At 61.6% G+C, this 26,272-nt stretch carries 25 protein-coding genes; 14 read left to right on the forward strand and 11 right to left on the reverse strand.

What is annotated here, in order from left to right:
- Positions 1-91: 91 nt before the first annotated feature.
- Both BLP99_RS01765 and BLP99_RS01770 read right to left on the reverse strand, forming a co-directional pair.
- A complete protein-coding gene (locus BLP99_RS01765; protein WP_072388962.1) occupies positions 92-358 on the reverse strand; it encodes a DUF4404 family protein in 267 nt (88 codons plus the stop codon).
- A gap of 106 nt (positions 359-464) precedes the next feature.
- A complete protein-coding gene (locus BLP99_RS01770) occupies positions 465-1,085 on the reverse strand; it encodes an HAD superfamily inactivated hydrolase PcrP (RefSeq protein ID WP_072388960.1) in 621 nt (206 codons plus the stop codon).
- A 201-nt stretch (positions 1,086-1,286) separates the two neighbouring features.
- Between BLP99_RS01770 and BLP99_RS01775 the strand changes: the two genes are divergently transcribed.
- The 3 genes from BLP99_RS01775 (at position 1,287) to rssC (ending at position 3,990) form a co-directional block, all read left to right on the forward strand.
- On the forward strand, positions 1,287-1,976 hold the full coding sequence (locus BLP99_RS01775) for an MlaA family lipoprotein (protein WP_076407219.1): 690 nt from the start codon (positions 1,287-1,289) through the stop codon (positions 1,974-1,976).
- A 344-nt stretch (positions 1,977-2,320) separates the two neighbouring features.
- Positions 2,321-3,502 (forward strand): two-component system response regulator RssB, encoded by a 1,182-nt coding sequence (gene rssB, locus BLP99_RS01780; RefSeq protein WP_072388955.1) that lies wholly within the window; start codon positions 2,321-2,323, stop codon positions 3,500-3,502.
- The gene (gene rssC / locus BLP99_RS01785; RefSeq protein WP_072388953.1) at positions 3,502-3,990 is read left to right on the forward strand and encodes an anti-sigma factor antagonist RssC; all 489 of its coding nucleotides are present in this window, start codon (positions 3,502-3,504) and stop codon (positions 3,988-3,990) included. Before rssB ends, rssC begins: the two co-directional genes overlap by 1 nt.
- Before the next feature lie 97 nt (positions 3,991-4,087).
- Here rssC and tal read toward each other — a convergent pair whose 3' ends face one another.
- From tal to BLP99_RS01805, 4 genes are all read right to left on the reverse strand, one after another.
- A complete protein-coding gene (tal, locus tag BLP99_RS01790) occupies positions 4,088-5,014 on the reverse strand; it encodes a transaldolase (protein ID WP_072388951.1) in 927 nt (308 codons plus the stop codon).
- Between the two features lie 178 nt (positions 5,015-5,192).
- Positions 5,193-6,179 carry a tRNA dihydrouridine(20/20a) synthase DusA gene (dusA, locus tag BLP99_RS01795; protein WP_092179570.1) on the reverse strand — a complete coding sequence of 329 codons (987 nt, stop codon included), beginning with the start codon at positions 6,177-6,179 and terminating at the stop codon, positions 5,193-5,195.
- A 109-nt stretch (positions 6,180-6,288) separates the two neighbouring features.
- Positions 6,289-6,888: a putative adenosine monophosphate-protein transferase Fic gene (locus BLP99_RS01800; protein ID WP_072458051.1), complete on the reverse strand. Its 600-nt coding sequence runs from the start codon at positions 6,886-6,888 to the stop codon at positions 6,289-6,291.
- Positions 6,888-7,058: a YhfG family protein gene (locus BLP99_RS01805; protein WP_092179576.1), complete on the reverse strand. Its 171-nt coding sequence runs from the start codon at positions 7,056-7,058 to the stop codon at positions 6,888-6,890. The genes BLP99_RS01800 and BLP99_RS01805 overlap by 1 nt, the downstream gene beginning before the upstream one ends.
- 151 nt (positions 7,059-7,209) lie before the next feature.
- On the opposite strand from BLP99_RS01805, the gene BLP99_RS01810 reads away from it, so the two are divergent.
- The 4 genes from BLP99_RS01810 (at position 7,210) to BLP99_RS01825 (ending at position 10,983) form a co-directional block, all read left to right on the forward strand.
- Complete coding sequence (locus BLP99_RS01810) at positions 7,210-8,430, forward strand: putative DNA modification/repair radical SAM protein (RefSeq protein WP_072458050.1); 1,221 nt, start codon at positions 7,210-7,212, stop codon at positions 8,428-8,430.
- Positions 8,421-9,281: a TIGR03915 family putative DNA repair protein gene (locus BLP99_RS01815; RefSeq protein ID WP_072458049.1), complete on the forward strand. Its 861-nt coding sequence runs from the start codon at positions 8,421-8,423 to the stop codon at positions 9,279-9,281. Before BLP99_RS01810 ends, BLP99_RS01815 begins: the two co-directional genes overlap by 10 nt.
- Positions 9,282-9,404: 123 nt before the next feature.
- On the forward strand, positions 9,405-10,091 hold the full coding sequence (locus BLP99_RS01820) for a cysteine hydrolase family protein (protein ID WP_072388941.1): 687 nt from the start codon (positions 9,405-9,407) through the stop codon (positions 10,089-10,091).
- Between the two features lie 4 nt (positions 10,092-10,095).
- Complete coding sequence (locus BLP99_RS01825; protein WP_072388939.1) at positions 10,096-10,983, forward strand: LysR family transcriptional regulator; 888 nt, start codon at positions 10,096-10,098, stop codon at positions 10,981-10,983.
- 21 nt (positions 10,984-11,004) lie between these two features.
- Here the strand turns inward: BLP99_RS01825 and BLP99_RS01830 are convergent, their stop codons facing one another.
- Positions 11,005-11,922, reverse strand: a complete 918-nt coding sequence (locus tag BLP99_RS01830) for an AraC family transcriptional regulator (RefSeq protein ID WP_072430369.1) — start codon at positions 11,920-11,922, stop codon at positions 11,005-11,007.
- A gap of 203 nt (positions 11,923-12,125) precedes the next feature.
- Here BLP99_RS01830 and BLP99_RS01835 point away from each other — a divergent pair, with 203 nt between their 5' ends.
- Positions 12,126-13,349 (forward strand): MFS transporter, encoded by a 1,224-nt coding sequence (locus BLP99_RS01835; RefSeq protein WP_256327591.1) that lies wholly within the window; start codon positions 12,126-12,128, stop codon positions 13,347-13,349.
- Between the two features lie 120 nt (positions 13,350-13,469).
- Here BLP99_RS01835 and BLP99_RS01840 read toward each other — a convergent pair whose 3' ends face one another.
- The 3 genes from BLP99_RS01840 to chrA all read right to left on the reverse strand — a co-directional run bounded on the left by BLP99_RS01840 (position 13,470) and on the right by chrA (position 16,714).
- Positions 13,470-13,958, reverse strand: coding sequence for a hypothetical protein (locus tag BLP99_RS01840; protein WP_072430371.1), 489 nt, complete (start codon positions 13,956-13,958; stop codon positions 13,470-13,472).
- A gap of 86 nt (positions 13,959-14,044) precedes the next feature.
- Positions 14,045-15,193 carry a mechanosensitive ion channel family protein gene (locus BLP99_RS01845; protein ID WP_072388931.1) on the reverse strand — a complete coding sequence of 383 codons (1,149 nt, stop codon included), beginning with the start codon at positions 15,191-15,193 and terminating at the stop codon, positions 14,045-14,047.
- 174 nt (positions 15,194-15,367) lie between these two features.
- Entirely contained in the window at positions 15,368-16,714 is a 1,347-nt protein-coding gene (chrA, locus tag BLP99_RS01850; protein WP_072388929.1) for a chromate efflux transporter, read from the reverse strand.
- A 183-nt stretch (positions 16,715-16,897) separates the two neighbouring features.
- Between chrA and BLP99_RS01855 the strand changes: the two genes are divergently transcribed.
- From BLP99_RS01855 to BLP99_RS01880, 6 genes are all read left to right on the forward strand, one after another.
- The gene (locus tag BLP99_RS01855) at positions 16,898-17,557 is read left to right on the forward strand and encodes a ribonuclease T2 family protein (protein ID WP_072458045.1); all 660 of its coding nucleotides are present in this window, start codon (positions 16,898-16,900) and stop codon (positions 17,555-17,557) included.
- A gap of 276 nt (positions 17,558-17,833) precedes the next feature.
- On the forward strand, positions 17,834-19,405 hold the full coding sequence (locus BLP99_RS01860; RefSeq protein ID WP_072388925.1) for a sensor domain-containing diguanylate cyclase: 1,572 nt from the start codon (positions 17,834-17,836) through the stop codon (positions 19,403-19,405).
- A gap of 76 nt (positions 19,406-19,481) precedes the next feature.
- Complete coding sequence (locus tag BLP99_RS01865; protein WP_072458044.1) at positions 19,482-22,058, forward strand: bifunctional diguanylate cyclase/phosphodiesterase; 2,577 nt, start codon at positions 19,482-19,484, stop codon at positions 22,056-22,058.
- 68 nt (positions 22,059-22,126) lie between these two features.
- A complete protein-coding gene (gene xth, locus BLP99_RS01870; RefSeq protein ID WP_072430375.1) occupies positions 22,127-22,921 on the forward strand; it encodes an exodeoxyribonuclease III in 795 nt (264 codons plus the stop codon).
- A 115-nt stretch (positions 22,922-23,036) separates the two neighbouring features.
- Positions 23,037-23,855 carry an arylamine N-acetyltransferase family protein gene (locus BLP99_RS01875; RefSeq protein WP_072458043.1) on the forward strand — a complete coding sequence of 273 codons (819 nt, stop codon included), beginning with the start codon at positions 23,037-23,039 and terminating at the stop codon, positions 23,853-23,855.
- A 306-nt stretch (positions 23,856-24,161) separates the two neighbouring features.
- Positions 24,162-25,682 carry a nucleobase:cation symporter-2 family protein gene (locus BLP99_RS01880; protein WP_072388917.1) on the forward strand — a complete coding sequence of 507 codons (1,521 nt, stop codon included), beginning with the start codon at positions 24,162-24,164 and terminating at the stop codon, positions 25,680-25,682.
- A 76-nt stretch (positions 25,683-25,758) separates the two neighbouring features.
- Here BLP99_RS01880 and BLP99_RS01885 read toward each other — a convergent pair whose 3' ends face one another.
- Complete coding sequence (locus BLP99_RS01885) at positions 25,759-26,109, reverse strand: hypothetical protein (RefSeq protein WP_072388915.1); 351 nt, start codon at positions 26,107-26,109, stop codon at positions 25,759-25,761.
- Positions 26,110-26,272 lie beyond the last annotated feature (163 nt).

Here is a 26,272-nt window from a genome sequence, read left to right on the forward strand (position 1 = left end):
TCGCGAGCAGGCCCCACGAAGGATCGCATTTGAGTTCGTGAGTAACGCAAAGCCCCACTGTCGAAAGTGGGGCTTTTTACATGCGCAGGGGTCAGATACCCATGCTGCCCAAGGCTTGCACGATATTGCGCAGGGTCCCGGCGATGGTAGGGTGTTCGACTTCGAATCGTTCCACGGCCAGGTTCACGCCGTCGACCAGGCTGTTGTCCTGAAGAGTGTTTTCCAGTTCGATTTCGGCCTCGATCTGAGTCATCAACTGGTGCAGGTTCTCGCGTTCTGGTTCGGACAGCGGCGGGTTCTGTTCCAATTGATCGCGCAATTGGTCGAGCTGTTTTTGCAAATCGTCGCGGCCAGGCATGGCGTACTCCTTATTGATCGGCACAGCCATGGACCGCGACGCTTCGTCAAAGGTCCATGGCCTGCTTTAAGAGTAATCCACCCCCGCACAACCTGCATGATCCGGGTCAGGGCTTCTCGCCTTTGAGCCGACGCAGGCTGATATCGGCCAGGCAGGCGTCGAGTTCGCCCAAATGATCGATCACCGAATGCACCCCCAGCCCGAACAATTGCACGGTGGCCTTGGCCCGCCTGATTTCGCGTTGCTGTTGGTCCAGGGCCTGCCATTGCGCCGGCGCCAGGCCGCACAGCGAGCCGCAGGATGCGAGACCGATGGTCCATAGGCCGGCGTTGAGTCCGGACTGCAACAACCGGGGTTCGCCGCTCACCAGGACGCATCCGTCCAGTTGCTGGACGTTCAGGGCCATCAATGCTTGCCAGCAGGCATGGGGCGCTGGCCACGGATTATTTGTTGCAGGAAGTTGCGGCGATTTGATCCACGCCGGCAAGGACGCCGCCAGGCCATGGCTGACGGCGGGAGGCAGTTCATCGAGCCAGGCGCAGGGTATCTCTTGAAGTTGCAGGCGGTGGAGGCTTTCCAGCGCACCGGGCGTCGGGTGGGCATGCTCGGCCGGTTTCGCACCCGGTTGACGAACCCGCGCTCCGAAATCCACCAGGCACCCGCTCAGGCCAAACAGTACGGCGGTAAGACTGGGAGCGGGAAGGGGCAGGGCTTCGGCGCGGGGCATGGGAACGTCCTTGAAATAACCTGGAGCCTACCGGCCCTCGATGACAGCTCTGTGACAGGGAAATGAAGGCGCTGGATGAAAGAAAGGTCCTACAGGCATATTCCTTTACCCTGCTGCCTATCGACACGTTCCGCTTTATACTAGCCACCTCACCGCCTGGGCTCGGCGCCCTTGCCTGAACAATCCAAGGAGTTTTCCCCTATGCGCTGGAGCCATCGTCTAGCTCAGCTGTGTCTTTCTGCCAGTGTTCTGCTGGTACCGTTCGCCGCCCAGGCCGCCACGGAAGAAGATCCTTGGGAAAGCATCAACCGGCCGATCTTCAAATTCAACGATACCGTCGACACCTATGCGCTCAAACCGCTGGCGCAGGGTTATCAATATGTAACGCCACAATTCCTCGAAGACGGTATCCACAACATGTTCCGCAACATCGGCGACGTGGGCAACCTGGCCAACGATGTGCTGCAAGGCAAGCCGGCCGCCGCCGGGGTCGACACCGCCCGACTGCTCTTCAACACCACCTTCGGCCTGCTGGGCTTCTTCGACGTAGGCACCAGGATGGGCCTGCAGCGCAACGACGAGGATTTCGGCCAGACCCTGGGCTATTGGGGACTCGACAGTGGTCCCTATGTCATGCTGCCGTTGCTGGGCCCAAGCACCTTGCGCGATGCCCCGGCCAGGTTTGTCGACAGCTACACCACGCCGTATCCCTATATCGACAACGTCTCGGTGCGTAACTCGATCTTCGGCCTGAACATCGTCGACACCCGCGCCAGCCTGCTGTCGGCCGAGAAGATGGTGACCGGTGACAAGTACGTATTCATCCGCAATGCCTTCTTGCAGAACCGTGAGTTCAAGGTCAAGGACGGTCAGGTAGTGGACGATTTCTGATCCACCCTGCTGCGCACGAAAGGCGGCCCCGAAAGGCCGCCTTTCGTGCTTTCGGGGTGCATCGGGCGGGATTTATCCTTCCATTGAGTTACGCTTCGCTCGGTTCTTATAACTCTCTGTACTTTGACAAATAAAGACGGCAAGCGGCTATCCGCATGAGCTTGAAACGCCCCGCGGATGGGAGTACCGTCTGCGCCTTAGAAGGGCACCTCTGATGTAAACGTGTGTAGGGCAAACGCCTGAAAGCTGTACGACAGAGAGGCTAGAAAGCGAATCCAGTAGTGCGCGCCCGGCCCGACAGCCCAGCCCGCTACGCCAACCTAATTCTGGCGCCGTTTGCCCACATGCCAAAAACCAGTGCCACGCTGCTGATAATCGATGATGACGAAGTGGTGCGAGCCAGCCTCGCAGCCTACTTGGAAGACAGTGGTTTCAGCGTCCTGCAGGCCAGCAACGGCCAACAGGGTCTTCAGGTATTCGAGCAAGACAAGCCCGACCTGGTCATCTGCGACCTGCGCATGCCGCAGATGGGCGGACTCGAACTCATTCGCCAGGTCGCCGAGATCTCCGCGCAGACACCCGTCATCGTGGTCTCGGGCGCGGGTGTGATGAACGACGCGGTCGAGGCTTTGCGCCTGGGCGCGGCGGATTACCTGATCAAACCCCTGGAAGACCTGGCCGTGCTAGAACACTCGGTGCGCCGGGCCCTGGACCGTTCGCGGCTGATGGTGGAAAACCAGCGCTACCGCGAAAAACTGGAAACCGCCAACCGCGAGCTGGAAGCCAGCCTGAACCTGCTGCAGGAAGACCAGAACGCCGGGCGTCAGGTGCAGATGAACATGCTGCCGGTCAGCCCCTGGTCGGTCGACGACTTCCATTTTGCCCACCAGATCATCCCGTCGTTATACCTGTCGGGTGATTTCGTGGACTACTTTCGGGTCGATGAGCGGCGAGTAGCGTTTTACCTGGCAGATGTTTCCGGTCATGGCGCCTCGTCGGCGTTCGTGACGGTGCTGCTGAAATTCATGACCACGCGCCTGCTGTTCGAGTCCAAGCGCAATGGCACGTTGCCGGAGTTCAAGCCTTCGGAGGTCCTGGGGCATATCAACCGGGGCCTGATCAGTTGTAAGCTGGGTAAACATGTCACCATGGTCGGTGGAGTCATCGACGAGGAGACGGGCTTGTTGACCTATAGCATCGGCGGCCATCTGCCGTTGCCTGTGTTGTACACCCCGGACAGTGTTCGGTATCTGGAAGGGCGTGGTCTGCCGGTGGGCCTTTTCAACGAGGCGACCTACGAGGACCACGTACTGGAATTGCCACCCGTATTCAGCCTGACGCTGATGTCTGATGGCATTCTGGATCTTTTGTCGGAGCCTACACTCAAAGAGAAAGAAGCGGCCTTGCCTGAACGGGTGAGTGCTGCGGGCGGCAGCCTGGAAGGTCTGCGGCAAGTGTTTGGATTAGCTACGCTAGGGGAGATGCCGGATGATATCGCCCTGTTAGTGTTGAGCAGGAACCTTTGATGAGTACCGGTAGAATCCAGTTCGCCGAGCAGGACGGCACATTTGTCCTGAAGTTTGTCGGTGAAGTGCGTCTGACCCTTTGTTCGGCGCTGGATGCGACTATTGAGCGGATCTTCACTGCATTGAATTTCAATGCCATCGTGATCGACCTGACTGAAACCCGCAGTATCGACAGCACCACCCTTGGCCTGCTGGCCAAGTTGTCGATCCTGTCGCGGCAAAAGGTCGGCCTGCTGCCGACCGTCGTCACCACCCACAGCGACATTACCCGCCTCTTGCAGTCGATGGGCTTCGACCAGGTGTTCAACATCGTCGGTGACCCGGTGCCGTGCCCCGAGTGCCTGGACGACCTGCCTGATCAGGACCAATCCGAAGAAGACGTGCGGATCAAGGTACTGGAAGCCCACAAGATCCTGATGGGGCTCAACGAGTCCAATCGTGAGGCGTTCCATGACTTGGTGAATGCGCTGGAACGACCTGGCTCTTGATTCATCTCCGTGGGCCGACATCAAGGCTTGCGGATTGATGCAATGAAAAAAGGGGGCGAACCCATCCAGGTTCGCCCCCTTCTTGTTTCGACTGCGCTTAGAGCTTGGCTTGCAGCAGCGCCTCGAGTTTCTCCTGGTCCCGGGCGAACTGGCGGATACCTTCGGCCAGTTTCTCGGTGGCCATGGCGTCCTCGTTGGATAGCCAGCGGAATTGCGCTTCGTTGAGGCTCAGGCGTGCTTCACCGGCCTGTCCAGGCGCCAGCTTGCGTTCCAGCTTGCCTTCGTCGGCGGCCAGTTTCTCCAGCAGTTCCGGGCTGACGGTCAAGCGGTCGCAACCGGCCAGTTGTTCGATCTGATTGATGTTACGGAAGCTGGCGCCCATGACTACGGTCTTGTAGTCATTGGCCTTGTAGTAGTTGTAGATGCGTGTCACGGACTGCACGCCTGGATCATCGGCGCCGGTGTAATCGTTGCCATTGGCCTTCTTGTACCAATCGTAGATACGGCCTACGAACGGCGAAATCAGGAATACCCCAGCGTCGGCACAGGCCGCGGCCTGGGCGAAGGAGAACAGCAGGGTCAGGTTGCACTGGATACCCTCGCGCTCCAACTGCTCGGCGGCGCGGATACCTTCCCAGGTCGATGCGATCTTGATCAGGACGCGATCACGGCCGACGCCGGCCTTCTCATAAAGATCGACCAGGCGATGGGCACGCTTGAGCATGGCGTCGGTGTCGAACGACAGGCGCGCATCCACTTCAGTGGAAATACGCCCCGGAATCACCTTCAGGATCTCCTGGCCGACCGCCACGCCAAAACGGTCGCTGGCCAGGCCGACATCACCCTTGCAGTCCGCCACGCAGGCGTTCAGCAGCTCGGCATAACCGTGCATCGCCGAAGCCTTGAGCAACAGGGAAGGGTTGGTGGTGGCGTCCACGGGTTTGATGCGGGCAATAGCTTCGAAATCGCCGGTATCGGCCACGACGGTAGTGAATTGCTTGAGTTGTTCCAGCTTGGAAGTCATGAGCGTGCTCTGTCCTATGGGTCTGTTGACATTACCCGAGGGCTGACAGCCACTCAAGGGCGTGAAGAGGTATCGACAGCCCCGGCGGCAACAACCTGAAAACGGCTGTTTGAATGGGCGGGGCGAGTATCCGTAAATACGATGCCAAAACACCACGCAGGTTCAAACCCAGTGACGATCAACGCCCTTCCAGCAACTGAGCGGCCTGATCCAGCAATGCCAGCGGATCCTTGGCCTTGTGGATATCCACCGACAACAACTGCCGAAACCGCCGCGCGCCCGGAAACCCGGTGCCCAGCCCCAGTACGTGGCGAGTGATGTGATGCATCGCCCCGCCTGCGGCCAGATGATCGGCAATGTAAGGTCGCAACCGCGCCAGGGCCTCGGCCCGGGTGATGACTGGTTCCATGCTGCCGAACAGCTGTTGGTCCACCTCGGCCAGCAGATAAGGGTTGTGATAGGCCTCGCGCCCCAGCATCACCCCGTCGAACGTCTGCAGATGCTCATGGCAGGCCTCCAGCGTCTTGATGCCGCCGTTGAGCACGATCTCCAGGTCCGGAAAGTCTGCCTTCAACCGAGCCGCCACGTCATAGCGCAAGGGCGGAATGTCGCGATTCTCCTTGGGGGATAGCCCCTCCAGAATCGCGATACGCGCATGTACGGTGAAACTCCTGCAACCCGCCTCGCGCACCGTCCCGACGAACTCGCACAGCTGCTCGTAGCTGTCGCGCCCATTGATTCCGATGCGATGCTTGACCGTCACCGGAATCGATACCCCATCACGCATCGCCTTCACACAATCGGCCACCAGCCCCGGATGCCCCATCAGGCACGCACCGATCATATTGTTCCGCACCCGGTCGCTGGGGCAGCCGACGTTGAGGTTCACCTCGTCATAACCATGGGCCTCGGCCATACGCGCGCAGGCCGCCAGATCAACCGGGACACTGCCACCCAGTTGCAGCGCCAGGGGATGCTCGGCTTCGTGGTGACGCAGGAAACGCTCATGATCGCCGTTGAGCAACGCCCCGGTGGTGACCATCTCGGTGTAGAGCAAGGCGTGTTTCGAGAGGATGCGCAGGAAGAAGCGGCAGTGGGCGTCTGTCCAGTCCATCATCGGAGCAACAGAAAAACGACGGGAGAGCGGAGCGGTTTGTAGGGACATTGGCAATCTGAGTCAACGAGGCGAATGGCGCAGTTTATCAGGGTTGTATCGGGGATGCCGGTAGGCGTTCATCCCTTGAAGCCATCACCGCCTCCCGACTAACCCATCGTCAGGCCTGGATGGCCGGCCCGATACACTTCTCGAATACCTGCTGCATCGGGCCCGGCACGCAGTTGTAGGCCGAGATGTTCGCAACGATCCATTCTTCCTTCTCGATCCCCCACCAGCTGATCTCGAATCCGGCGTTCATGATGAGGTGTTCGAAGAGGATGCGCTGGGCTCGTCCGTTGCCTTCGCGAAAAGGATGTACGACGTTGATATCGGAATAGGCGTCGGCCACGGCAATGATCAGGTCTGCCCGGGGCAGGCCTTCGAACCAGTGGGCGGCGGCCATGTGGCTGAAGATCTTGCCGGCTTCCTTTTCCATGAACTGTGGTTGGCAGAAGCGCGTATCTTGCTTGGCCATCCCGACGGTTCGCAATTCTCCAGCCCATTCATACAAGTCCGAGAACAGTCGTCGATGGATGTTCTGGAGGTAAACGAGGTCGTAGGGAGGAGGGTTGAATTCGACGCTGTCCGCCGCGATGGCCGTGAGTTGCTGCTCGGCTTCGCTCAGGGTGGCGTCGTCGCGAATGTCGAGTTTGTTTCGAAGGACAGTGGAGCCGGGATAGCAGTAGGCGTCTTCACCGACGCCATATTTGTCCAGCATCAGGTTCTGGGCTTGGTGAAGGTCTTGAGGATTTCTTCGCGGGTCGGCATCTTGAGGTTGCCGTCGGCGAAGTCCACTTTGAAGCCTTCCAGGCGCAGGCTGGCCGCATAGTTGGATCTACGGGTTCTGGCTGCATAGGCCTTTTTGGCTTCAAGGCTGATAGTGCCCATGGGCTGGACCTCGGATTGCGTGGGTGAGCCGATTATAGCCCATCTCGCGGCTTGGCCCCAAAGCCTCTGGCGCGATGAGTGGACCGACGGGGCTTGCATCGCCGTGCGACTCAAAATACTGTATTTATGTCCAGTATCGAGAATCGCTTCCATGCAACTGATCGCCAAGCTCGGCATTCTTGCCGATGCCGCCAAGTACGACGCCTCCTGCGCCAGTAGCGGAGCCCCCAAGCGCAGTTCGCGAGGCCGCGATGGGCTAGGGGCCACGGACGGTATGGGGATCTGTCACAGCTACACGCCTGATGGGCGTTGCGTCTCGTTGCTCAAGGTGCTGCTGACCAATTTCTGCCTGTATGACTGCCAATACTGCGTCAACCGTCGTTCCAGCAATGTGCCGCGGGCGCGCTTCACGCCGGAGGAGGTGGTGCGCCTGACGCTGGATTTCTATCGTCGCAACTGCATCAGTGGCCTGTTCCTGAGCTCCGGTATCATTCGTTCGGCCGACTACACCATGGAGCAGTTGATCCGGGTGGCGCGGCTGCTGCGCGAGGAGCATCAGTTTCGCGGGTATATCCATCTCAAGACCATTCCCGATGCCGATCCTCTGTTGATCGAAGAGGCCGGGCGGCTGGCCGACCGGCTGAGCGTGAACATCGAACTGTCCACCGAGGTGAGTCTCAGGCGCCTGGCGCCAGAGAAGCAGTTGTCGACGATCCGCCAGGCCATGGGCACCATCCAGGAGGGACAGCAAGCGGTGGCTGGCGAAGCGCGGGCGCCCCGGTTCGCTCCCGCCGGGCAGAGTACCCAAGTGATCGTCGGGGCCGATGCCACCGATGACCATGCCATCCTCAGCAATGCCGAGTCGCTCTATCAGGGGTATGGCCTGCGGCGGGTCTACTATTCGGCGTTCAGCCCGATTCCTGACAGCCCTGCCAGCGTACCCCTGGCGGCGCCTCCGCTGTTGCGCGAGCATCGTCTCTACCAGGCTGATTTCCTCATGCGCGGCTATGGCTACAAGGCCGGCGAGTTGTTGCGGCAGACCGGCAACCTGGACTTGGATATCGACCCCAAGCTGGCCTGGGCGTTGGCCAATCGTGAGGTCTTCCCGGTGGATCTCAACCGTGCCGAGCCGGCCCTGCTGGCGCGAATTCCCGGTATTGGCCTGCGTAGTGTGCAGCGTCTGGTTGCGCTGCGCAGGGAGCGTCGCGTTCGTTATGACGACCTGGTGCAGTTGCGTTGTGTACTGGAGAAGGCGCGACCGTTCATCGTCACCAGTGATTATCGGCCGCCCGATGCGCAGGTGCGCAGCGGCTTGTTGAGGGCTCGTCTGCGTGATCCCCAGCGACCCGTGCAGATGGGGTTGTGGGGATGATTGCGCTGGATTGTGACGACAGTTTCTCCCTCTGGCGGGAACAGGCGCGAACGCTGCTGGGTCACGGTATCGACCCGGTCGAGGTAACCTGGGCCCAGGGGCCCATGGTTGACCTGCTCGCCGTGCCGGCGCCATTGCCACGAGACCCGGGGCCGTTTCGCACACGGGTACCGGCCACTTTGTTGCCATTGCTCGAACAGGCCAGTCGTTATCGGGGCGAGCAACGCTGGAACCTGCTGTATGAAGTGCTCTGGCGGGTGGCTCATGGCGACCGCACCGCGATGCTCGCCGGTGACCGCCTGGGAAGCGAGCTGCAGCGACGGATCAAGCAGGTCAGCCGCGAGGCCCATCATCTGCACGCCTTCGTGCGCTTCATACCGTTGCCACAGGAAGTCGCCGGTCAGTTGCAACTGGACCTGGTGTCCTTCCACGAGCCGGCCCATGACATCCTTGAAAGCGCGAGCGGTCATTTTGCCGAGCGACTGGGACGCCAACGCTGGTTGATCGCAACGCCCCGCGACGGCATCCGCTACGATGGTCACAAGCTGGACTACCAGCGTCATTGCCCTGAACAGTGGCGGCAGTGGGCGCAGCATGCCCAAGACCCCGGCGCGGAACTGTGGCGCACCTATTACCGGCACATTTTCAACCCGGCGAGGCTCAATCCCCAGGCGTTGCGCCAGCATATGCCCGGGCGGTTCTGGCAGCATCTGCCGGAGGGCGATTTGATCCCCCGGTTGGTGGGGCAGGCGCGCCAGGGCAAGCAGCGGGATGGACAGGCGCTGGAGGTGGGGGAAAAGGTCGGCAAGCGGATCGTCGTGGATGCCCAGGTCCTCAGGCCAGCCACTTGACGAAATTCCATTGGGCGGCGTCATTTGTGCAAGAATCAAACATGTCCTGTCTTGGCCGCGCTGTGTTCCATTTCCGCCGGTCCCCCTAGCATTCCTTCGTCCATTGTCCAGAAGGAATTCTCCATGCAACGTTTTACTCGCCGTTTTCTCACCGCCTGTGCATTTTCCGGCATTATCGCCAGTGCCGGGGCATTGGCTGAAAGCAATCCAACCATCCGCGCCATGTCGGGTGCCCAGGCGGTGAGCCAACTGCCCGCCGGTAAGACCGCGTTACTGATCATCGATTTCCAGAACGAATACTTCACTGGCAAGATGCCGATTCCCGATGGCGTAGCGGCGCTGGACAAGGCCCGTGAGCTGATTGCATTCGCCGACGAGCACAAAATGCCGGTCTATCACATTCAACACATTGCACCCCCAGGATCGGCAGTGTTTGCCCAGGGGGGTGAAGGCGTGAAGTTCCATCCGCAGATGCAGCCCAGGGCCAGGGATGGGGTATTGCAGAAAACCACTGTCAGCGTCTTTGGCAGTACCGACCTGGACAAGCGCTTGAAGCGCGCCGGTATCGAAAACCTGATCATCTCCGGCCTCATGACCCACGCCTGTGTCGCCGGCGCCGCCCGTGACGCCGCGCCACTGGGTTACAACGTGCTGGTCGCGTCCGACGCATCGGCCACCCGTGCCATTACCCGAACCAACGGTGACTCCATCGACAAGGATGCGTTGCACAAAGCCGCGCTGGCCGAAGTCGAGGACACTTTCGGCGATGTCATGACCACTGCCCGGATCCTCAAGCTACCGGTGCGCTGACGCCATGAACCAGATGCTCGCCATGCGCGTGTTCCGCTGCATCGTGGAGGCCCAGGGGTTTTCGGCGGCGGCCGAGCGGCTCGATACAACCCACTCTTCCGTCTCGCGGCATTTGCAGCAGCTGGAATCCGCGCTGGGCGTGCGTCTGCTCAATCGCAACACCCGGCGCATGAGCCTCACCGCAGCCGGGGAGCGCTATTACGCCGCTTGCGTGGACATTCTGGATCGCGTCGACGCGGCGTCCCAAGCCGTGACGCAGGAACATGAACGTCCCTCCGGGTTGCTTCGGATCAGCGTCCCGCTGACCCTGGGTACCTTGGAACTGGGCCGCTGGCTGCCGGCTTTCCAACAGCGCTATCCAGACATCCGGATTGATCTGTCCTGCTCCGACCCGCTGGTCGACCTGGTGGCCGACGGTTTCGATGTGGCGTTGCGCATCTGCGGTCCGCTGGCCGACAGCAGCCTGGTCGCCCGCTTGCTCGGCGTGTCGCCGCAAGTGCTGGTCGCGGCGCCGGCTTACGTGTTCGAGCATGGCCTGCCTCGGAGCGTGGTTGAACTGGACGCACATCGGCTCCTGACCTACGCGTCGGCGACCCGCTGGTCGCTGGTGAACGAAGAAGGGGAGTCGTTCAGTTGGGATTGCGCCAGTTTCTTTCATTCGGACACCATCACCGCTCTGCACGCCGGCGCCCTGGCTGGTACAGGCATCGCAGCGTTTACCCTGGCGACGGTACAGGACGACCTGCTGGCGGGGAGGTTGGTGCGGATCCTGCCGGACTACACCCTGGGGTCGAGGCATTGTTATGCGCTCTATCCCCATGCTCGTCACCTGCCGGCCAAGGTCCGGGCGTTCGTCGAGCATATGGCGGAGTATTACCGCGACAAGAGCTGATGCCCTGGCAGGTTCTGGCTGTCAGACCACGCTGATATCGCGACCGGCCTCCCGCGATGCCGCGATGTCCCGCTTGGGCGGCAGGCCGAACAGGCGACCATATTCGCGGCTGAACTGAGAGGGGCTTTCATAGCCCACTTTCGAGGCCGCGCTGGCCACGTCCATGTTTTCGTCGAGCATCAGGCGCTTGGCTTCGTTCAATCGCAGCCATTTCTGGTATTGAAGCGGGCTCATCGCGGTGAGCTGGCGGAAATGATGGTGGAAAGTCGGTGGGCTCATCTGCACCCTCGCCGCAAGGTCTTCCACGCGGACAGGGTCGGTGTAGTTCAACTTCAGCCAGTCGATGGCCTTGGCGATGCGGTAGCCCTGGCTGTCGACGGACGCAATCTGGCGCAGCCGGGCCGCCTGGTCGCTGATCAACAGTCGGTAGTGGATCTCGCGCTGGATCAGCGGCGCCAGCACCGGGATCGCTTCGGGTTCGTCCAGCAGGGCCAGCAGGCGTACGAACGGTGCGAGAAGATCCGGCGTCGCCTGGCCAATGCTCGCGCCAATCCCGGAGGGCCGGTCACGGGACGGTGCCATGCTGTCCTGGGCAATCAGGTCGGCCACCAGGCGCAAGTCGAGCTTCATGAGCAGGCCCAGGCAGGGCTGTTCCGGGCTCGCCTGGAGCACTTCCGAGTTGGCGGGCAGGTCCAGGGAGGTCATGAGCAGGCGCGTATTGTCGTAGCCATAGGCCTGGCCGCCGATCCAGATCTGCTTCACGCCTTGGGCCACCAGCACGATGCTCGGCTCGATCATGCAAATGGCCGGCGGCGCCGGGGCTTCACGTCGAAACAAGCCCAGGCCGGCGATGGGCGTCTGGAAGTCGCCGGTGTGGGGCGTCCGTGCGCCGATGAGGTCGGCGAGTGCTGCTTGCAAGGAGCTGCGCTGGGTTGCCATGTCGGGTTGCAGTCATCTCGGGTTGACAGTGATGCAGCGAACATTAACCCGTCCGGCAGGCGCTGCCCATGGTGCACCGACCGCCTCACAGGATCAGGCAAGCATTCAACCGGAATGCATTACCGGACATCAGGGTCTGGCGCTGAAACTATCGCTTGCAAATCGATGACATGCCCCTTGCCGACGGAGTAAACGTAGCCCCGATGACTGATCGCTATTGGATGAAAACCCAAACCCCACCCGCCTGGAGCGCGGTATTCGCCATGTCGCTGGCCGCGTTCGCCCTCGTTGCTTCCGAGTTTCTGCCGGTCAGCCTGCTGACGCCGATCGCGGCGGACCTTCAGGTCAGCGAGGGGCAGGCCGGGCAGGGCATTGCCGTGTCCGGCGCCTTTGCCTTGATCACCAGCCTGTTCATTGCGTCCATCGCCGCCCGGGTCGATCGCAAGAGGCTGCTGCTGGCGCTGACCCTCCTGATGATCGTTTCCGGGACCGTGGTGGCACTGGCGCCCAGCTATCTGACGTTCATGGCAGGCCGTGCGCTGATCGGCGTGGCAATCGGCGGCTTCTGGTCGCTGTCGGCGGCCACGGCCATGCGACTCGTGCCGCAGGACCAGGTCCCGCGAGCCTTGGCCCTCGTCAACGGCGGCAACGCCTTGGCGACCGTCGTGGCAGCGCCGTTGGGCAGTTTCCTGGGTGCGATCATCGGCTGGCGCGCAGCCTTCTTCTGCATCGTGCCGGTGGCGCTGGTGGCGCTGGTCTGGCTTGTGCTGCGACTGCCGTCCATGCAGACCCGGACGAAGCAGGGCTCGGGCAATGTCCTCGCGCTGATGACCCGTCCTCCGATTGCGTTGGGCATGCTGGCCGTCAGCACATTCTTCATGGGGCAGTTCATGTTGTTCACCTATCTGCGACCTTTCCTTGAATCGGTGACCCAGGTGAGTGTCTCCATGCTTTCGTTCATGTTGCTGGTGATCGGCCTGGCCGGATTGCTCGGCACCTTCCTGATTGGCGCATTGCTGCGCAACGGAGTGTTTCGCACCCTGGTGATCATCCCCCTGGTGATGGCGGTCATTGCCATTGCGCTCGTAGGGTTCGGTAAGTCGGTGTTGATCACGACTGTCCTGCTGGCGCTCTGGGGTCTGATCGCGACTGCCGCGCCCGTTGGATGGTGGACCTGGTTATCCAGGGCGTTGCCTGAAGAAGCCGAGGCCGGTGGTGGTCTGATGGTGGCGATCGTTCAGCTCGCCATTGCGGCGGGCGCGACGGTGGGCGGTGTCCTGTTTGACCTGAGCGGCTACCAGGCCACCTTCGAGACCAGCGCGGCGGTGCTGGTGGTTGCCGCCATGCTCACCCTGATGGCCGCACGAGCGACGGTTCGGGCGTCTTCAGGCGCTTCGAACGCGGCCGATTACGGTGTGGTGAATTGAGCAACGTCCAGAAGGCACCGTGAGGCCCAAGGCGCTATCGACAATGCCTTGGGCCTTTCTGGCAGAAGCGAGCCGTGACCTCGGGGCGGTTGCTGCCTGCGTCGAAGCGCCCGGCTTGCATCAAAGCCCCAAGCCTTGCTCCACCAACGTGAGCAGGCGGTCCTCATCCAGCGTCAACAGCTCGGGGCGCGACTGCGCTGGCGGCTGCGCAGCCTGAAGATGCCAGAGCGATTCACCGTGCTCGCCGACAGTACGAAGGATGCAGTGGGTCTGACCTTTCATGTGAACCTCGATACAGCCTTCGCCCCTGGAAGAGAAGCGGGCGATCGGGTCGAGCTCGATACGATGGTGGTTGCCTTCCATCACCAACTGGTCGATGGCGTAATGGTAGGTCGAACCGCTGGAGTGGCTTTCAAATACATGGGTGGGGTTGCGCCGGATGTTCAGGCCGGCCTCGCAGACCGGCGCCAGCCAGGTTTCGATCTGGCGGTACAACTCGTAGACCTGGGCGGGCCAGTGTTCGATGGCCAGGTCGGCGCAGTTGTCGGTGTCGGCGCGGGTTTGCCGGGTCTGCCGCAATTTCGCCGCGAGCGCGTCTGCCTTGTTCATGTCGATTCCCTGTCGTTGTGATGCAAAAAGCTTAGCTCAAGGGCAAGGGGGCTCATTGCGTTGGGTCATGAAGCGACGTTGTCTGGTCAATGCCGCGCGCCATACGCTGGCGAGTTCTGCATCGAGGTGTCGTGTCCGGTGTCTGTGGAGCGCTGCGGCATGTCCGGCAACGAGGCCACGTGGACGGTGCGCGCCGGTGTGGCCAGGCGTACGCCGATTTCGGCGAATGCTTGCATCATGCCGAGGTTGATTGCCTGCTGGATATCCATGTAGATGTTGTAGCTGGGGTCCAGCACGATATAGACCGTCTCGAACTCCAGCGCACTTTCGCCAAAACCGCGAAAGTGGGAGCGGTCGAAGCGGGTCTTTTCCTGGGCCCTGATGATGCGCTCGACAATGGCCGGCACCTGCTTGATCTGTTCGATCGAGCATTCGTGGGGCAGGGCGAACTCGAAGACGATGCGTCGTTCCTGCAGACGCTTGTAGTTCTGGATGGTGATGCTGATCATCTGGGCGTTGGCCATCACGATCTGTTCGCCGCTCAGGCTGCGGATCCGTGTGGTTTTCAGGCCGACATGTTCCACCGTACCGGCCAGGGAGCCCACGACGATGAAGTCGCCGACCTCGAAAGGCTTGTCCACGGCGATGGACAGCGAGGCGAACAGGTCTCCGAGGATGTTCTGCACAGCCAGGGCCACCGCGATTCCCCCGACCCCGAGGCTGGCGACGAACGCGGTGATGTTCACACCCAGGTTGGAGAGCATGGCCAGCAGCACCACGGCCCAGAGGAACACCTTGGCGCCCCACAGGCTCAGGGTTGCCAAGGCGCTTTTCTGATGAATGTCGCTGTGGCTGTGGCGAGCGAAATAATGCAGGAGCGTGAGGGCGATCGCCCGGTTGGCCCACAGGCCGACCTGCAGGGCGGCCACCACGAACCAGAGGCTGCTGACGCGGCCCAGCCAACGCTCGGGCAGGTCCAGCACACCGACACCGATGAGGATCGAAGCCAGCAACAACAGCGTATTGCTGGTGCTGGACAATACCTCGACGGCGATGTGACTGACGTGGGCGTTGGGCTTCTGTGCCAGGACCTCTACCTTGCGCAGCAGGAAGCCGATGCCTGCCCGGGCGACGATAAAACTCACCGTCATCACGCCCGATGCGAGCAGCCAGTTGGCGATGGAGATCCCCAGCAATTGGGTGGTGGTGAGGATGTCGAGAGCGTTTGATTCCATGGATCGGTCACCTGGGCCAGGCAATCAGGCAGCGAGCGACTGCGTCATTGCTGTTCTGGTTCGAGCCCTTGCCGTTGTTGCGCGAGGGCGTGGCAGGGCCATGAACTTCATTAGGTGACCAACGGAAAAGGGTGTTCAATTTTTTGCCCGCAGGCATCCAGGCTTCGCTTGCAGTCACTGACGCAACAGATGCACCGCCAACCCGGCCAGCCCGCACGCCAGCAAGACCTGAATCACGCCACGTCGGTACCTGAACAGAGCGATCGTGGCAAGGATTGCAATGATTGCCGACGGCCAGTCCAGTGCGCCGGCAAAGCCGTTGGGCCACAGAACGTGGTAGCCGAAGAAGCAGGCCAGATTGAGGATCACGCCGACCACCGCCGCGGTGATGGCCGTCAGCGGTGCGGTGAATTTCAGGGTGTTGTGGGTCGACTCCACCAATGGGCCGCCGGCCAGGATGAACAGGAACGAGGGCAGGAAGGTGAACCAGGTCACCAGCGTGGCCGCGACGGCGCCAGCGAGGAAAGCCTGTTCGGGGCCGAACACCTGCGTGACGTAGCCGCCGACGAAACCGACGAACGCCACCACCATGATCAAGGGGCCGGGCGTGGTTTCCCCCAGGGCCAGGCCGTCGATCATCTGGGCCGGTGTCAACCAGCCGAAGTGTGCGACTGCGCCCTGGTAGACGTAGGGCAAGACCGCATAGGCGCCACCGAAGGTCAGCAAGGCAGCCTTGGTGAAGAACCAGGCCATTTGCGTAAGCGTGCCTCCCCAGCCGAACGCCAGGGTCAACAGGCCCATGGGTAACGTCCAGAGTAGCGCGCCGACGATGACCAGCCGGGTGAGCCTGCCGACGCTGAACCGGGCATGCTCCGGGGGAGGGGTATCGTCGTCGATCAAGGCGCTGCCGAAGGAGCGATGCCCGGTATCGTGTCCCCCCAGGCTGAATTTTTCCGGTGCCCAACGGCCTCCCAGGTAACCGATCACAGCCGCCCCCAGCACAATCAGCGGGAAGGGCAGGTTGAAGGCAAATATCGCGGTGAACGACGCAGCGGCGATTGCCCACAGCCAGTTGTTCCTGAGGGCGCGGGAGCCTATACGGTGGGCTGCATGCACGACGATCGCCGTCACGGCCGGCTTGATGCCATAGAAAATGCCCGCCACCACCGGTACTTCGCCAAAGGCGACATACAGCCAGGACAACGTGATGAGGATGAACAGCGAAGGCAATACGAACAGCGCCCCGGCGATGACCCCACCCCAGGTCCGGTGCATCAGCCAGCCCAGGTAGGTCGCCAATTGTTGCGCCTCGGGGCCCGGCAGCAGCATGCAATAGTTCAGGGCATGCAGGAAACGCCGCTCGGAAATCCAGCGGCGACGCTCCACCAGTTCCTGATGCATGATCGAAATCTGTCCCGCCGGTCCGCCGAAACTGATGAAGCCCAACTTGAGCCAGAACCAGAAGGCTTCACGCAGGCTGACAGCCGAAGGGGCGTCGGCGATTGGGGGCTGGATGTTCATGGGCGATGGGTGCTTGAGGCCGGGGACGGTCTACGTTAGGGGGCGCCATGCAATTTGAATAGCCCCGGGCAAGGTTTACCTGTAAAAAACTCGTCCTTTCATGGGGTTGAAACACAACCCTGGCACAATCGCCGGCCGAGTCGTCGTCATGATTATTTCCATCGCTACCCAAGGAGTGGGTCAATGAAACAACGTTTTGCAATCGCGGTGCTGCTCGCCTTTACACTGGGCTGCATCCACACGGGCAATGCCCGGGAGTCGCGCAATGCTCGGGCGGAATCCGTCGCGGGCGTATTCGATTATTACGTGCTGGCACTGTCCTGGTCGCCGACTTTCTGCCTCACACACCCGAGCGATTCGCAATGCTCCGGCAAGGGCTACGGTTTCGTGCTCCATGGGCTCTGGCCGCAATACGCCAAGGGCGGCTGGCCACAGTCTTGCGCGCCGCGGGTGCCATTGACGGCAGCCGAGCGGGACAAGGGCCTGACCTTGTTCCCCACGCCGAAACTGATGGAGCATGAATGGTCCAAGCACGGCACGTGCAGCGGCCTCGGCGCGATGGGCTACCTGGAGGCTTCCGACAAGGCCCTGGGGGCGGTGAAGATTCCGCCACAGTTGCAGCCTCTGAGCTCGTCCTACTATTTCGAGGCCGAGGAGATTGCCCGACTGTTCCGGCAGAGCAATCCCGGTATGCCGGACAAGGGGATCGCCGTGATTTGCAGCGGGCCGCAATTGTCGGAAGTGCGAGTGTGCATGGACAAGGACCTGGGCTTCAGTGCATGCGGCAAGGGCGTACGGACGCAATGCCGGGCCGGAGAAATCCGCGTGCCGCCAGTACGCTGATTGCAGCGGAAACGGCCTGAGGCCGGCCCGCCTCAGCCGTTGTAGAGGCGGGCTTGTCCGCGAAGGCGACAGGTCAGAAGGTAGCGATTCGGGCAGGTCCGATGCTATCGCAAGCAAGCTCGCATCGGTGCTGCGAGCCTGCTTTTTGGATCCAACCCCGCCATCTATCGCCTTCATCGCTAAGGCAAATTGCCGCCCCACAGGCGGTAGGCTAAGCTCACGGATATTGGGGGCTTTGAGCGATTCGCTCATGTTTTGCCCTCCCCAGGAATTCGCTTGCCTATCCCCATCCATGATCCGCTCCACACCCCTGGCGGTGCACTGAAGCGCCTGCCGCTGCTCAAGGCGGCGGTGGCCTTTATTGCAGCGGTCTGCCTGTGCCTGTGCGGTTTGCTGTACCTGCAACTGGAGCAGTCTCGCCGGCACGACCTGGAGTCGGCGAGAATCGCTTCGGCCAACCTGACCTGGGCCATGGCCCAGCAGGCCCAGGACACGTTCCGTCAGGCCGACCTGGTGCTGGACAGCCTGACGGACTGGATCCAGGTCGATGGTTTCGGACCTTCGCTGCAACCGCGCCTGCAGAAAATACTCGCCCGGCGTGTGCAATCGCTGGAGCAGTTGCATGGCCTTTTCCTGTTCGACAAGGACGGGCAGTGGGTCGTCACCTCCTTCGACAATCTGAAGAAAGGCAGCGGCGTGGCGGACCGGGAGTACTTCGTCTTCCATCAGCAGAACGCCTCCTTGATCGCCCATATCGGACCGGCGATCCGCAGCCGGCAAAACGGCGACTGGATCATCCCCATTTCGCGGCGCCTGAATGATGAGGACGGCAACTTCCAGGGCGTGCTCATGGCCGGCATCAAGATGTCGTACTTCGACAGGTTCTTCAAAAGTTTCAGTCTCGACGACAAGAGCGAGATGGTCCTGACCTTGTCCGATGGAACCCTGCTGGCCCGCCGGCCTTTCGACGAGACGATGATCGGGCGCTCCCTGGCCCAGGAGCGTCTGTTCCGGCATGACCTGGCTGGTACGCAGCCTCACAGCGCGATGATCCGCTCCACCACCGACGGCGTCGTCCGGCTCTATGACCACCAACACCTGCAGGCTTATCCGCTGATGGTCACGGTCGCGATGTCCAAGCAGTCGATCCTGGCGGGCTGGTATGCGAAGGCCTTTCAATCCAGCCTCATCGTGGCCCTGGTGGTTACCGGTATCTGCCTGTTCGGCTGGGTATTCGTACGCCAGGTGCGTAACAACGAGCGGATCGAGGCCGACCTGCGCAAGGCCCAGGAAACCTTGCGATTGATCGCCACCCACGACAGCCTGACCGGGCTGGCGAACCGGCGATTGTTCGAGCGGGCCCTGGACATCGAATTTGGCCGGGGCGCACGCCAGCGCAGTTCGTTGAGCCTGATCCTGCTCGATATCGACTTCTTCAAGCGCTACAACGATACCTACGGGCACGTGGCCGGGGACCATTGCCTGGCCGAAGTGGCGAAGGTCCTCAAGAGCTGCTGCCATCGCAAGGCCGACCTGGCGGTGCGTTACGGAGGGGAGGAGTTCGCCGTGTTGCTGCCCGACACCAACCTGCAGGGCGCCGTGACGCTGGCCGAGCAGATCCGCAGCAGCCTGATCGAGAAACACATCACCCATTCCGGCTCCCCGACCGGCTACCTGACGGTGAGCCTGGGCTGCTATGCCTTCGTGCCCAGCAGCCTGGACAGTACCGAAGTCTTCATCCAGAGGGCCGATGCCGCGCTTTACCAGGCCAAGCACAGCGGCCGCAATCGCGTGGCGGTGTGGTCGACGGAAGATGGGCGCGGTGTGCTGGAGCGATCCGACCGTTGAGGTTCGTTGGAGTCATCGACCGCTGAAGACGGTCAACTGCACATCGAAGTCAGGGTCGATGTACAGGAGCAGGTGAATGGACACTTCTGCCGATACGCCTTCAAACGTCATGCGCCATACCCCCATTACCCGTCGCCTGGTGGCCGCCGTTGCGGGGCTGTTCGTCGTCGGCGTGCTGTTGACCGTCGCGGCGCTGCTCGACATCGCCAGCGACCTGGATGCCGAGGATGTGCGCAAGACACATTTCTACACCGAGCGCGCGGTGGAAAATCGCATCACCGCCTCGAAAAACTACATCACCAGCTACGCCTTCTGGACCACGGGATACGAACATCTCAATGGCGAGGTCGATGTGAACTGGGCCTACGCCGAACAGAACATGGGCAAGACGCTGTTCACCAACGACGAATACGAAGGCGTGTTCGTCATCGACCGTGAGCGCACCAAGTACGCCTTGATACGGGGACAGCCTGTCCAGGCCGACGTGTCAGCCTTCATGGACATGCCGTTGCAGGAACTGATGAACCAACTTCAGGACCAGTCCGATCTGTCGACGCCCCGGATCCGCTATACCTTGTTCGAGGGCTGGCCGGCCATCGTCACCGCTGCGGTGATCCTGCCCAATGACGAGCGCCCCCGGATCGATCCCAAGGGCACGTCGATCCTGCTGTTTGTCGATCAGCTGACACCCGTCAAGCTGCGCAAGCTGGGCCAGAGCTACGGCTTGATCGATTTGAATCTCAAGCAGGATACGACGCTGGAGCCAGGCCAGCCGGCGGTACCGCTGGACAGTACCGGCTACAGCCTGGTGTCTCGGCTCGAACGACCGGGCCGGCAGTTGCTCTGGTCGCTGGTACCCCCGCTGGGCGCGGCACTGTTGATCCTGGCGTTGCTCACCGCCTGGTTTTTCCGCTACGCCATGCGTACCGCACGGCATGTGGACGCCAGCCATGATCGCCTGGAGAGATCGACCCAGGCCCTTGAAGCCAGCGAAGAGCGGTTCCGGGCCGTGGCCGAGGCGGCTTCCGACTGGATCTGGGAAATCGACGGCCAGCGTCGCATCACCTACCTGTCGGGACGCTTCAGTACCGTTACCGGGTTTTCCGACCGGCAATGGCTGGGGCAGGACATCGAACAGTTGTTGTTCTGCGACACGACACCGATTGCCTTGTGGCTGGGCAACCTGACGGAGGAACACAATGCCAGCAACCTGCGTTGCTCCTACCGCGATCACTCCGGGCAATTGCGCTTTTGTCGGGTTTCGGCGCGGCCGATCCAGGACAAGGGCGAGGTGGTGGGGTATCGCGGCACCGCCAGCGACATCACCGACGAGGTGGCCGCCCACGCCCAGGTCCAGCACTTGTCATTGCACGATGCGCTGACTGGCCTGCCGAACCGCAACAAGCTGGCGCGGCACCTGGACGACGCCCTGCTGGCCAAGGAGCATTCCGCACCCTTGACCCTGCTGATGGTGGATCTGGACAACTTCAAGCCGATCAACGATTCCCTCGGCCATCCGGCCGGCGACGCGGTGCTGCTGGAGGTGGCCCAGCGGTTGCGCGACAGTACCCGTGAGCAGGACCTGGTGGCGCGGTTGGGGGGCGATGAGTTCGTCGTGGTTCTCAGCGGCATGGAGAACACCACCGAGATCGATCGGTTCTGCGCACGGCTGATCGACAGCCTGCAGCAACCGATCCACTATGAGACTCATGCCCTGCACATCGGCGCCAGCATCGGCATTGCGGTGAGCCGTCGCCAGGGCTACGTGCCCGGTGAGTTGATCCGTTGTGCCGATATCGCCTTGTACCAGGCCAAGTCCGAAGGCAAGAAGACCTGGTGCTACTTTGCCCCGCACATGAATGACCAGATCCAGCATCGACGCCAGCTGGAAAACGACCTGCGCCAGGCCTTGAAGAGAAACGAGTTCGTCCTGCATTTCCAGCCTCGCTACAAGGTCGACGGTCGCGAGATCGTCGCCGTCGAGGCCCTGGTGCGCTGGCAGCATCCAAGCCAGGGCTTGCTGGGGCCGGATGCCTTCATTCCAATGGCCGAACAGACCGATCTCATCGTTCCGCTTTCGCGCTGGGTGCTGCGCGAGGCTTGCGAAACCGCGCTGACCTGGCCGGGGGACCTGATGGTCTCGGTCAATCTCTCTCCCGCGCAGTTCGAACGCAGCGATGTGGTGGAGGATGTGCGCCAGGTGCTGATCGAAACCCATTTCCCGGCCAGCCGCCTGGAACTGGAAATCACCGAGAACGTGATGCTCAACGATGTGGACGGTGCCCTCCAGGTCATGAATGCCCTCAAGGAGCTGGGCGTGCGCCTGAACATGGACGATTTCGGTACCGGCTATTCTTCACTCGGCTACCTGCGCACCTATCCGTTCGATGGCATCAAGATCGACAAGCGTTTCATCGCGTCCATGAGCAACAGCAGCAACGACCGCGCGGTGGTGCAGGCGATCATCAACCTGGGCAAGGCCATGGGCCTGACCGTCACGGCCGAAGGGGTGGAAACCCTGGATCAGCTCGGTTCGCTGGGAACGGACCAATGCCACGAGGTCCAGGGCTATTTCCTCAGTCGACCCATCGACAAGGCGGCTTTCACGCACCTGCTGCAAAGTGCTCGGCCCTCGTCGAGAACCGGATCCTGAACATCGTTGCAACCACTGCGGTTTGTTGTCGGTCACACAGGAGTGTCCTGGCATTCGAGTTCTGGCCCATGAAAAACCTGCGGATCGCGACCTTCAACATCAATGGCATCCGGGCCCGGTTGCCCAACCTGCTGCAATGGCTGGAGCGGGAGAGCCCCGATATCGTCTGTCTGCAGGAGCTCAAGGCGGCCGACAAGGATTTCCCGGCGGCGGAACTGGAGTCGGTGGGGTATGGATCGATCTGGCATGGCCAGGCGTCGTGGAACGGTGTCGCGATCCTGGCCCGCGATGCGCAACCCCTGGAGAGCCGCCGGGGCTTGCCCGGCGGTGATGCCGACAGTCACAGCCGCTACCTGGAGGCGGCCGTGCATGGTGTCCTGGTGGGGTGCCTGTACCTGCCCAACGGCAATCCACAGCCAGGCCCCAAGTTCGATTACAAGCTGGAGTGGTTCAACCGGCTGATCGACTACGCCAAGGACCTGCAGGCCAGCGATCACCCGGTGGTGCTGGCGGGGGACTACAACGTAGTGCCCACCGACATGGACATCTACAACCCACGCTCCTGGCTCAAGGATGCGTTGCTGCAGCCTGAAAGCCGGGAGTGCTACCAGCGGCTGCTGGACCAGGGCTGGACGGATGCGTTGCGCCATCTGTATCCGCAGGAGAGGATCTACACCTTCTGGGACTATTTCCGTCAGCACTGGCAGAAGAACTCCGGGCTGCGTATCGACCACCTGTTGCTCAACCCGGCGGCCAGTCCTTATCTGAGCGAGGCAGGGGTAGACGCCTGGGTCAGGAACCAGCCTCATCCCAGCGATCATGCCCCCACCTGGATCCGGCTCGCCTCACGAAAACGACGCTGAAGGGCGAAACCCGGCGGGCCGGGGTGTTGTCGGTGCACAAGTAATGCCTTATACCTGCTGCCAACTGCAGTGAGCTTGCTGCAAGCCCTGCGCCGGACCGGATAAGGACACCCTCATGGACACCGCACGACTGAGCGATACGGGCCGTTATCTGCATCGCCTGGGCTTCGACGCCCCACCCGTACCGACCCTCGAGACATTGCGTCAGCTGCAATGGCGCCACACCGCCGAGTTCCCTTTCGAAACGCTTTCCACGCTGCTGCGTCAACCGGTGCATATCGACCTTGAATCGATCGAGCGAAAAGTCTTCGAGCAAGGTCGCGGTGGCTACTGCTATGAGCTCAATCACTTGTTCATGGCGCTCCTGCTGGAGCTGGGCTTCGACGTTCGTGGCATCACCGGCAGGGTTCTGATGAACGCCTCACAAGGAGCGTGGCCAGCGCGTACCCACCGCATTACCCTGGTGGTCATCGATGGCGTGCGCTATATCACTGATGTGGGGTTCGGCGGCATGGTGCCCACCGCCCCGCTGTTGCTCGATAGCCGGGACGTGCAGGCCACGCCCCATGAACCGTACCGCATCGAGGTGCATGAGGACGGCTATCTGCTGCAAGCCAATGTCGCGGGCGAATGGCGGCCGATGTACCTGTTCGACCTGCAACGCCAGGAGGACATCGACTACGCCGTGGGCAACTGGTACGTCTGCAGCCACCCTGAGTCTCCGTTCATGGGCCGGCTGATGGTGGCCCGCACGGGAGACGGCTTGCGCAAGACCCTCAACGGCAACAGCTATGCCGTGCACCGGCTGGGACAAGAGAGCGAGCGACGGATCATCGCGCACGCCGATGAACTGATCGAGCTGCTGGAGGAGGAATTCAGCCTGCGCGTTCCGCCGCGAGAAGTGCTGCGGCCCGCGGTGAAGGGGCTGCTCTAGGCTCTGTTTGAAAAGACTTGAGGCAAAGGTCATGCAAGGCGAAAACCGGCGAGGAACGGCCGGGGTCGCGCTCGTTTTTACTGGAGTAAATGAGCATTGCGATCGACTCGCGCACGAGCCGGTTTTCACCGCCGCCTGAACGAGTATCGAGGCTTTTCAGGCAGAGCCTGGAGGCAATGGGGTCACGGATGAGGTGATGACCCTTTGGTCATGATGTGGGCTGAAAGTTGTATACAACTATCTGGACATTTGTCCTGATTTTTGAATACAGTGTGCCCATAACAAAAAACAGGGAACCCCCGAACCATGAAAACGCCCCATGTTTCACTCCCACGGCCCGAGGACGAAAACCTTGGTGTCGGCGCGAATATGGCTTACGGCCTGCAACATGTGTTGACCATGTACGGCGGTATCGTCGCGGTGCCTTTGATCATTGGCCAGGCAGCCGGCCTGTCGTCGGCGGACATCGGCCTGTTGATTGCGGCGTCGCTGTTCGCAGGGGGGCTGGCTACCTTGCTGCAGACCCTGGGCCTGCCGTTCTTCGGGTGCCAGCTACCCTTGGTGCAAGGCGTATCCTTCTCCGGCGTCGCGACCATGGTGGCGATTGTCGGGACCGGCGGGGAGGGTGGTTTCCAGGCCATCCTGGGGGCGGTCATCGCCGCATCCTTGATCGGTTTGCTGATCACCCCGGTGTTTTCACGCATCACCCGGTTCTTTCCACCGTTGGTTACAGGCATCGTGATCACCACCATCGGCCTGACGCTGATGCCGGTGGCGGCACGTTGGGCCATGGGAGGCAACAGCCATGCCGCCGATTTTGGCAGCATGGCGAACATCGGGCTGGCTGCCGTCACGCTGGTGCTGGTGCTGTTACTCAGCAAGATGGGCAGCGCGACCATTTCCCGGCTGTCGATCCTGCTGGCCATGGTGGTCGGCACCGTGATCGCGGTGTTCCTGGGCATGGCGGATTTTTCTTCCGTCAGCGAAGGGCCGATGTTCGGCTTCCCCGCACCGTTTCATTTTGGCATGCCCACGTTCCACATCGCGGCGATCCTGTCCATGTGCATCGTGATCATGGTGACCCTGGTGGAGACCTCTGCCGACATCCTGGCGGTGGGGGAGATCATCGACACCAAGGTAGACTCCCGGCGCCTGGGCAATGGCCTGCGGGCCGACATGCTGTCGAGCATGATCGCCCCGATCTTCGGGTCCTTTACCCAGAGCGCCTTTGCCCAGAACGTCGGGCTGGTGGCGGTGACCGGAATCAAGAGCCGCTTCGTCGTGGCCACCGGCGGGGTATTCCTGGTGGTGCTCGGCCTGCTGCCGTTCATGGGGCGGGTGATCGCGGCGGTTCCGACCTCGGTACTGGGCGGTGCTGGCATCGTCTTGTTCGGTACCGTTGCCGCCAGCGGCATTCGCACCCTGTCGAAAGTCGATTACCGCAACAACGTCAACCTGATCATCGTCGCCACCTCCATCGGCTTCGGCATGATTCCCATCGCCGCACCGAACTTCTACGATCATTTCCCCAGCTGGTTCGCGACCATTTTCCATTCGGGCATCAGCTCTTCGGCGATCATGGCGATCGTCTTGAACCTGGCCTTCAACCACTTCACCACGGGCAATTCCGACCAGCAGTCGGTCTTCGCCGCCGGGACCGAGCGGGTGTTGCGCTACCAGGATCTCGCGGCGTTGCGCGAAGGCGATTATTTCAGCGATGGCAAGCTGCATGACTGCGACGGCAATGAGATCCCCGTGGTGGCGGAGCCTGCTCATTCGACGGCAGAGCATGCCCCGGTGCGGCTTGAAAGCCGCGAGCACGTCTGACGGGGTGATGTAGCGCTCATGAAAAAACAGCCTGTGATTGGCCAGTCACAGGCTGTTTTTTTATGCCGGGTCCAGGTTACCAGCGACCGTAGTGGCCCCGGGGTGGGCCGTAGTAATAGCCCCGTGGTGGCCCGTAATACACCGGTGCCGGACGATAATAGATGGGCCGCTCTATATACACCGGCTGTGGCTGGTAATAGACCGGTGGTGGCTGCTGTACGTAGACCGGCTGCGGCTGGACATAGACCGGCTGCTGCACATACACCGGACGGTCGCGGTTGATGAGCGCCGAGCCGACGATGGCCGAGCCGACGATTGCGCCGAACACTGCGGGCCCCTCCCAACCACCGCGACCATGGGCGGATGCCTGGCCGGTGACCGCGAGTGCCCCCACGAGCAGGGCGATGATGGGGAGTTTACGATTCATGTCGGTTCCTCGTTTCAACCCCGGCGGCTGTGGTCTGGAACAAACCCGATGAGGGTCGCCGGGATACTTGCTCTGACAACGATTTTCCCAGGATCTGCAACGCCGTTGGGTAAATATTGTGTAAGGTCCAACGAGACGGTCATCCGTTTGTCCGAAAGTGAAC

The sequence above is a fragment of the Pseudomonas sp. NFACC32-1 genome (assembly GCF_900101215.1).
Lineage (GTDB): Bacteria > Pseudomonadota > Gammaproteobacteria > Pseudomonadales > Pseudomonadaceae > Aquipseudomonas.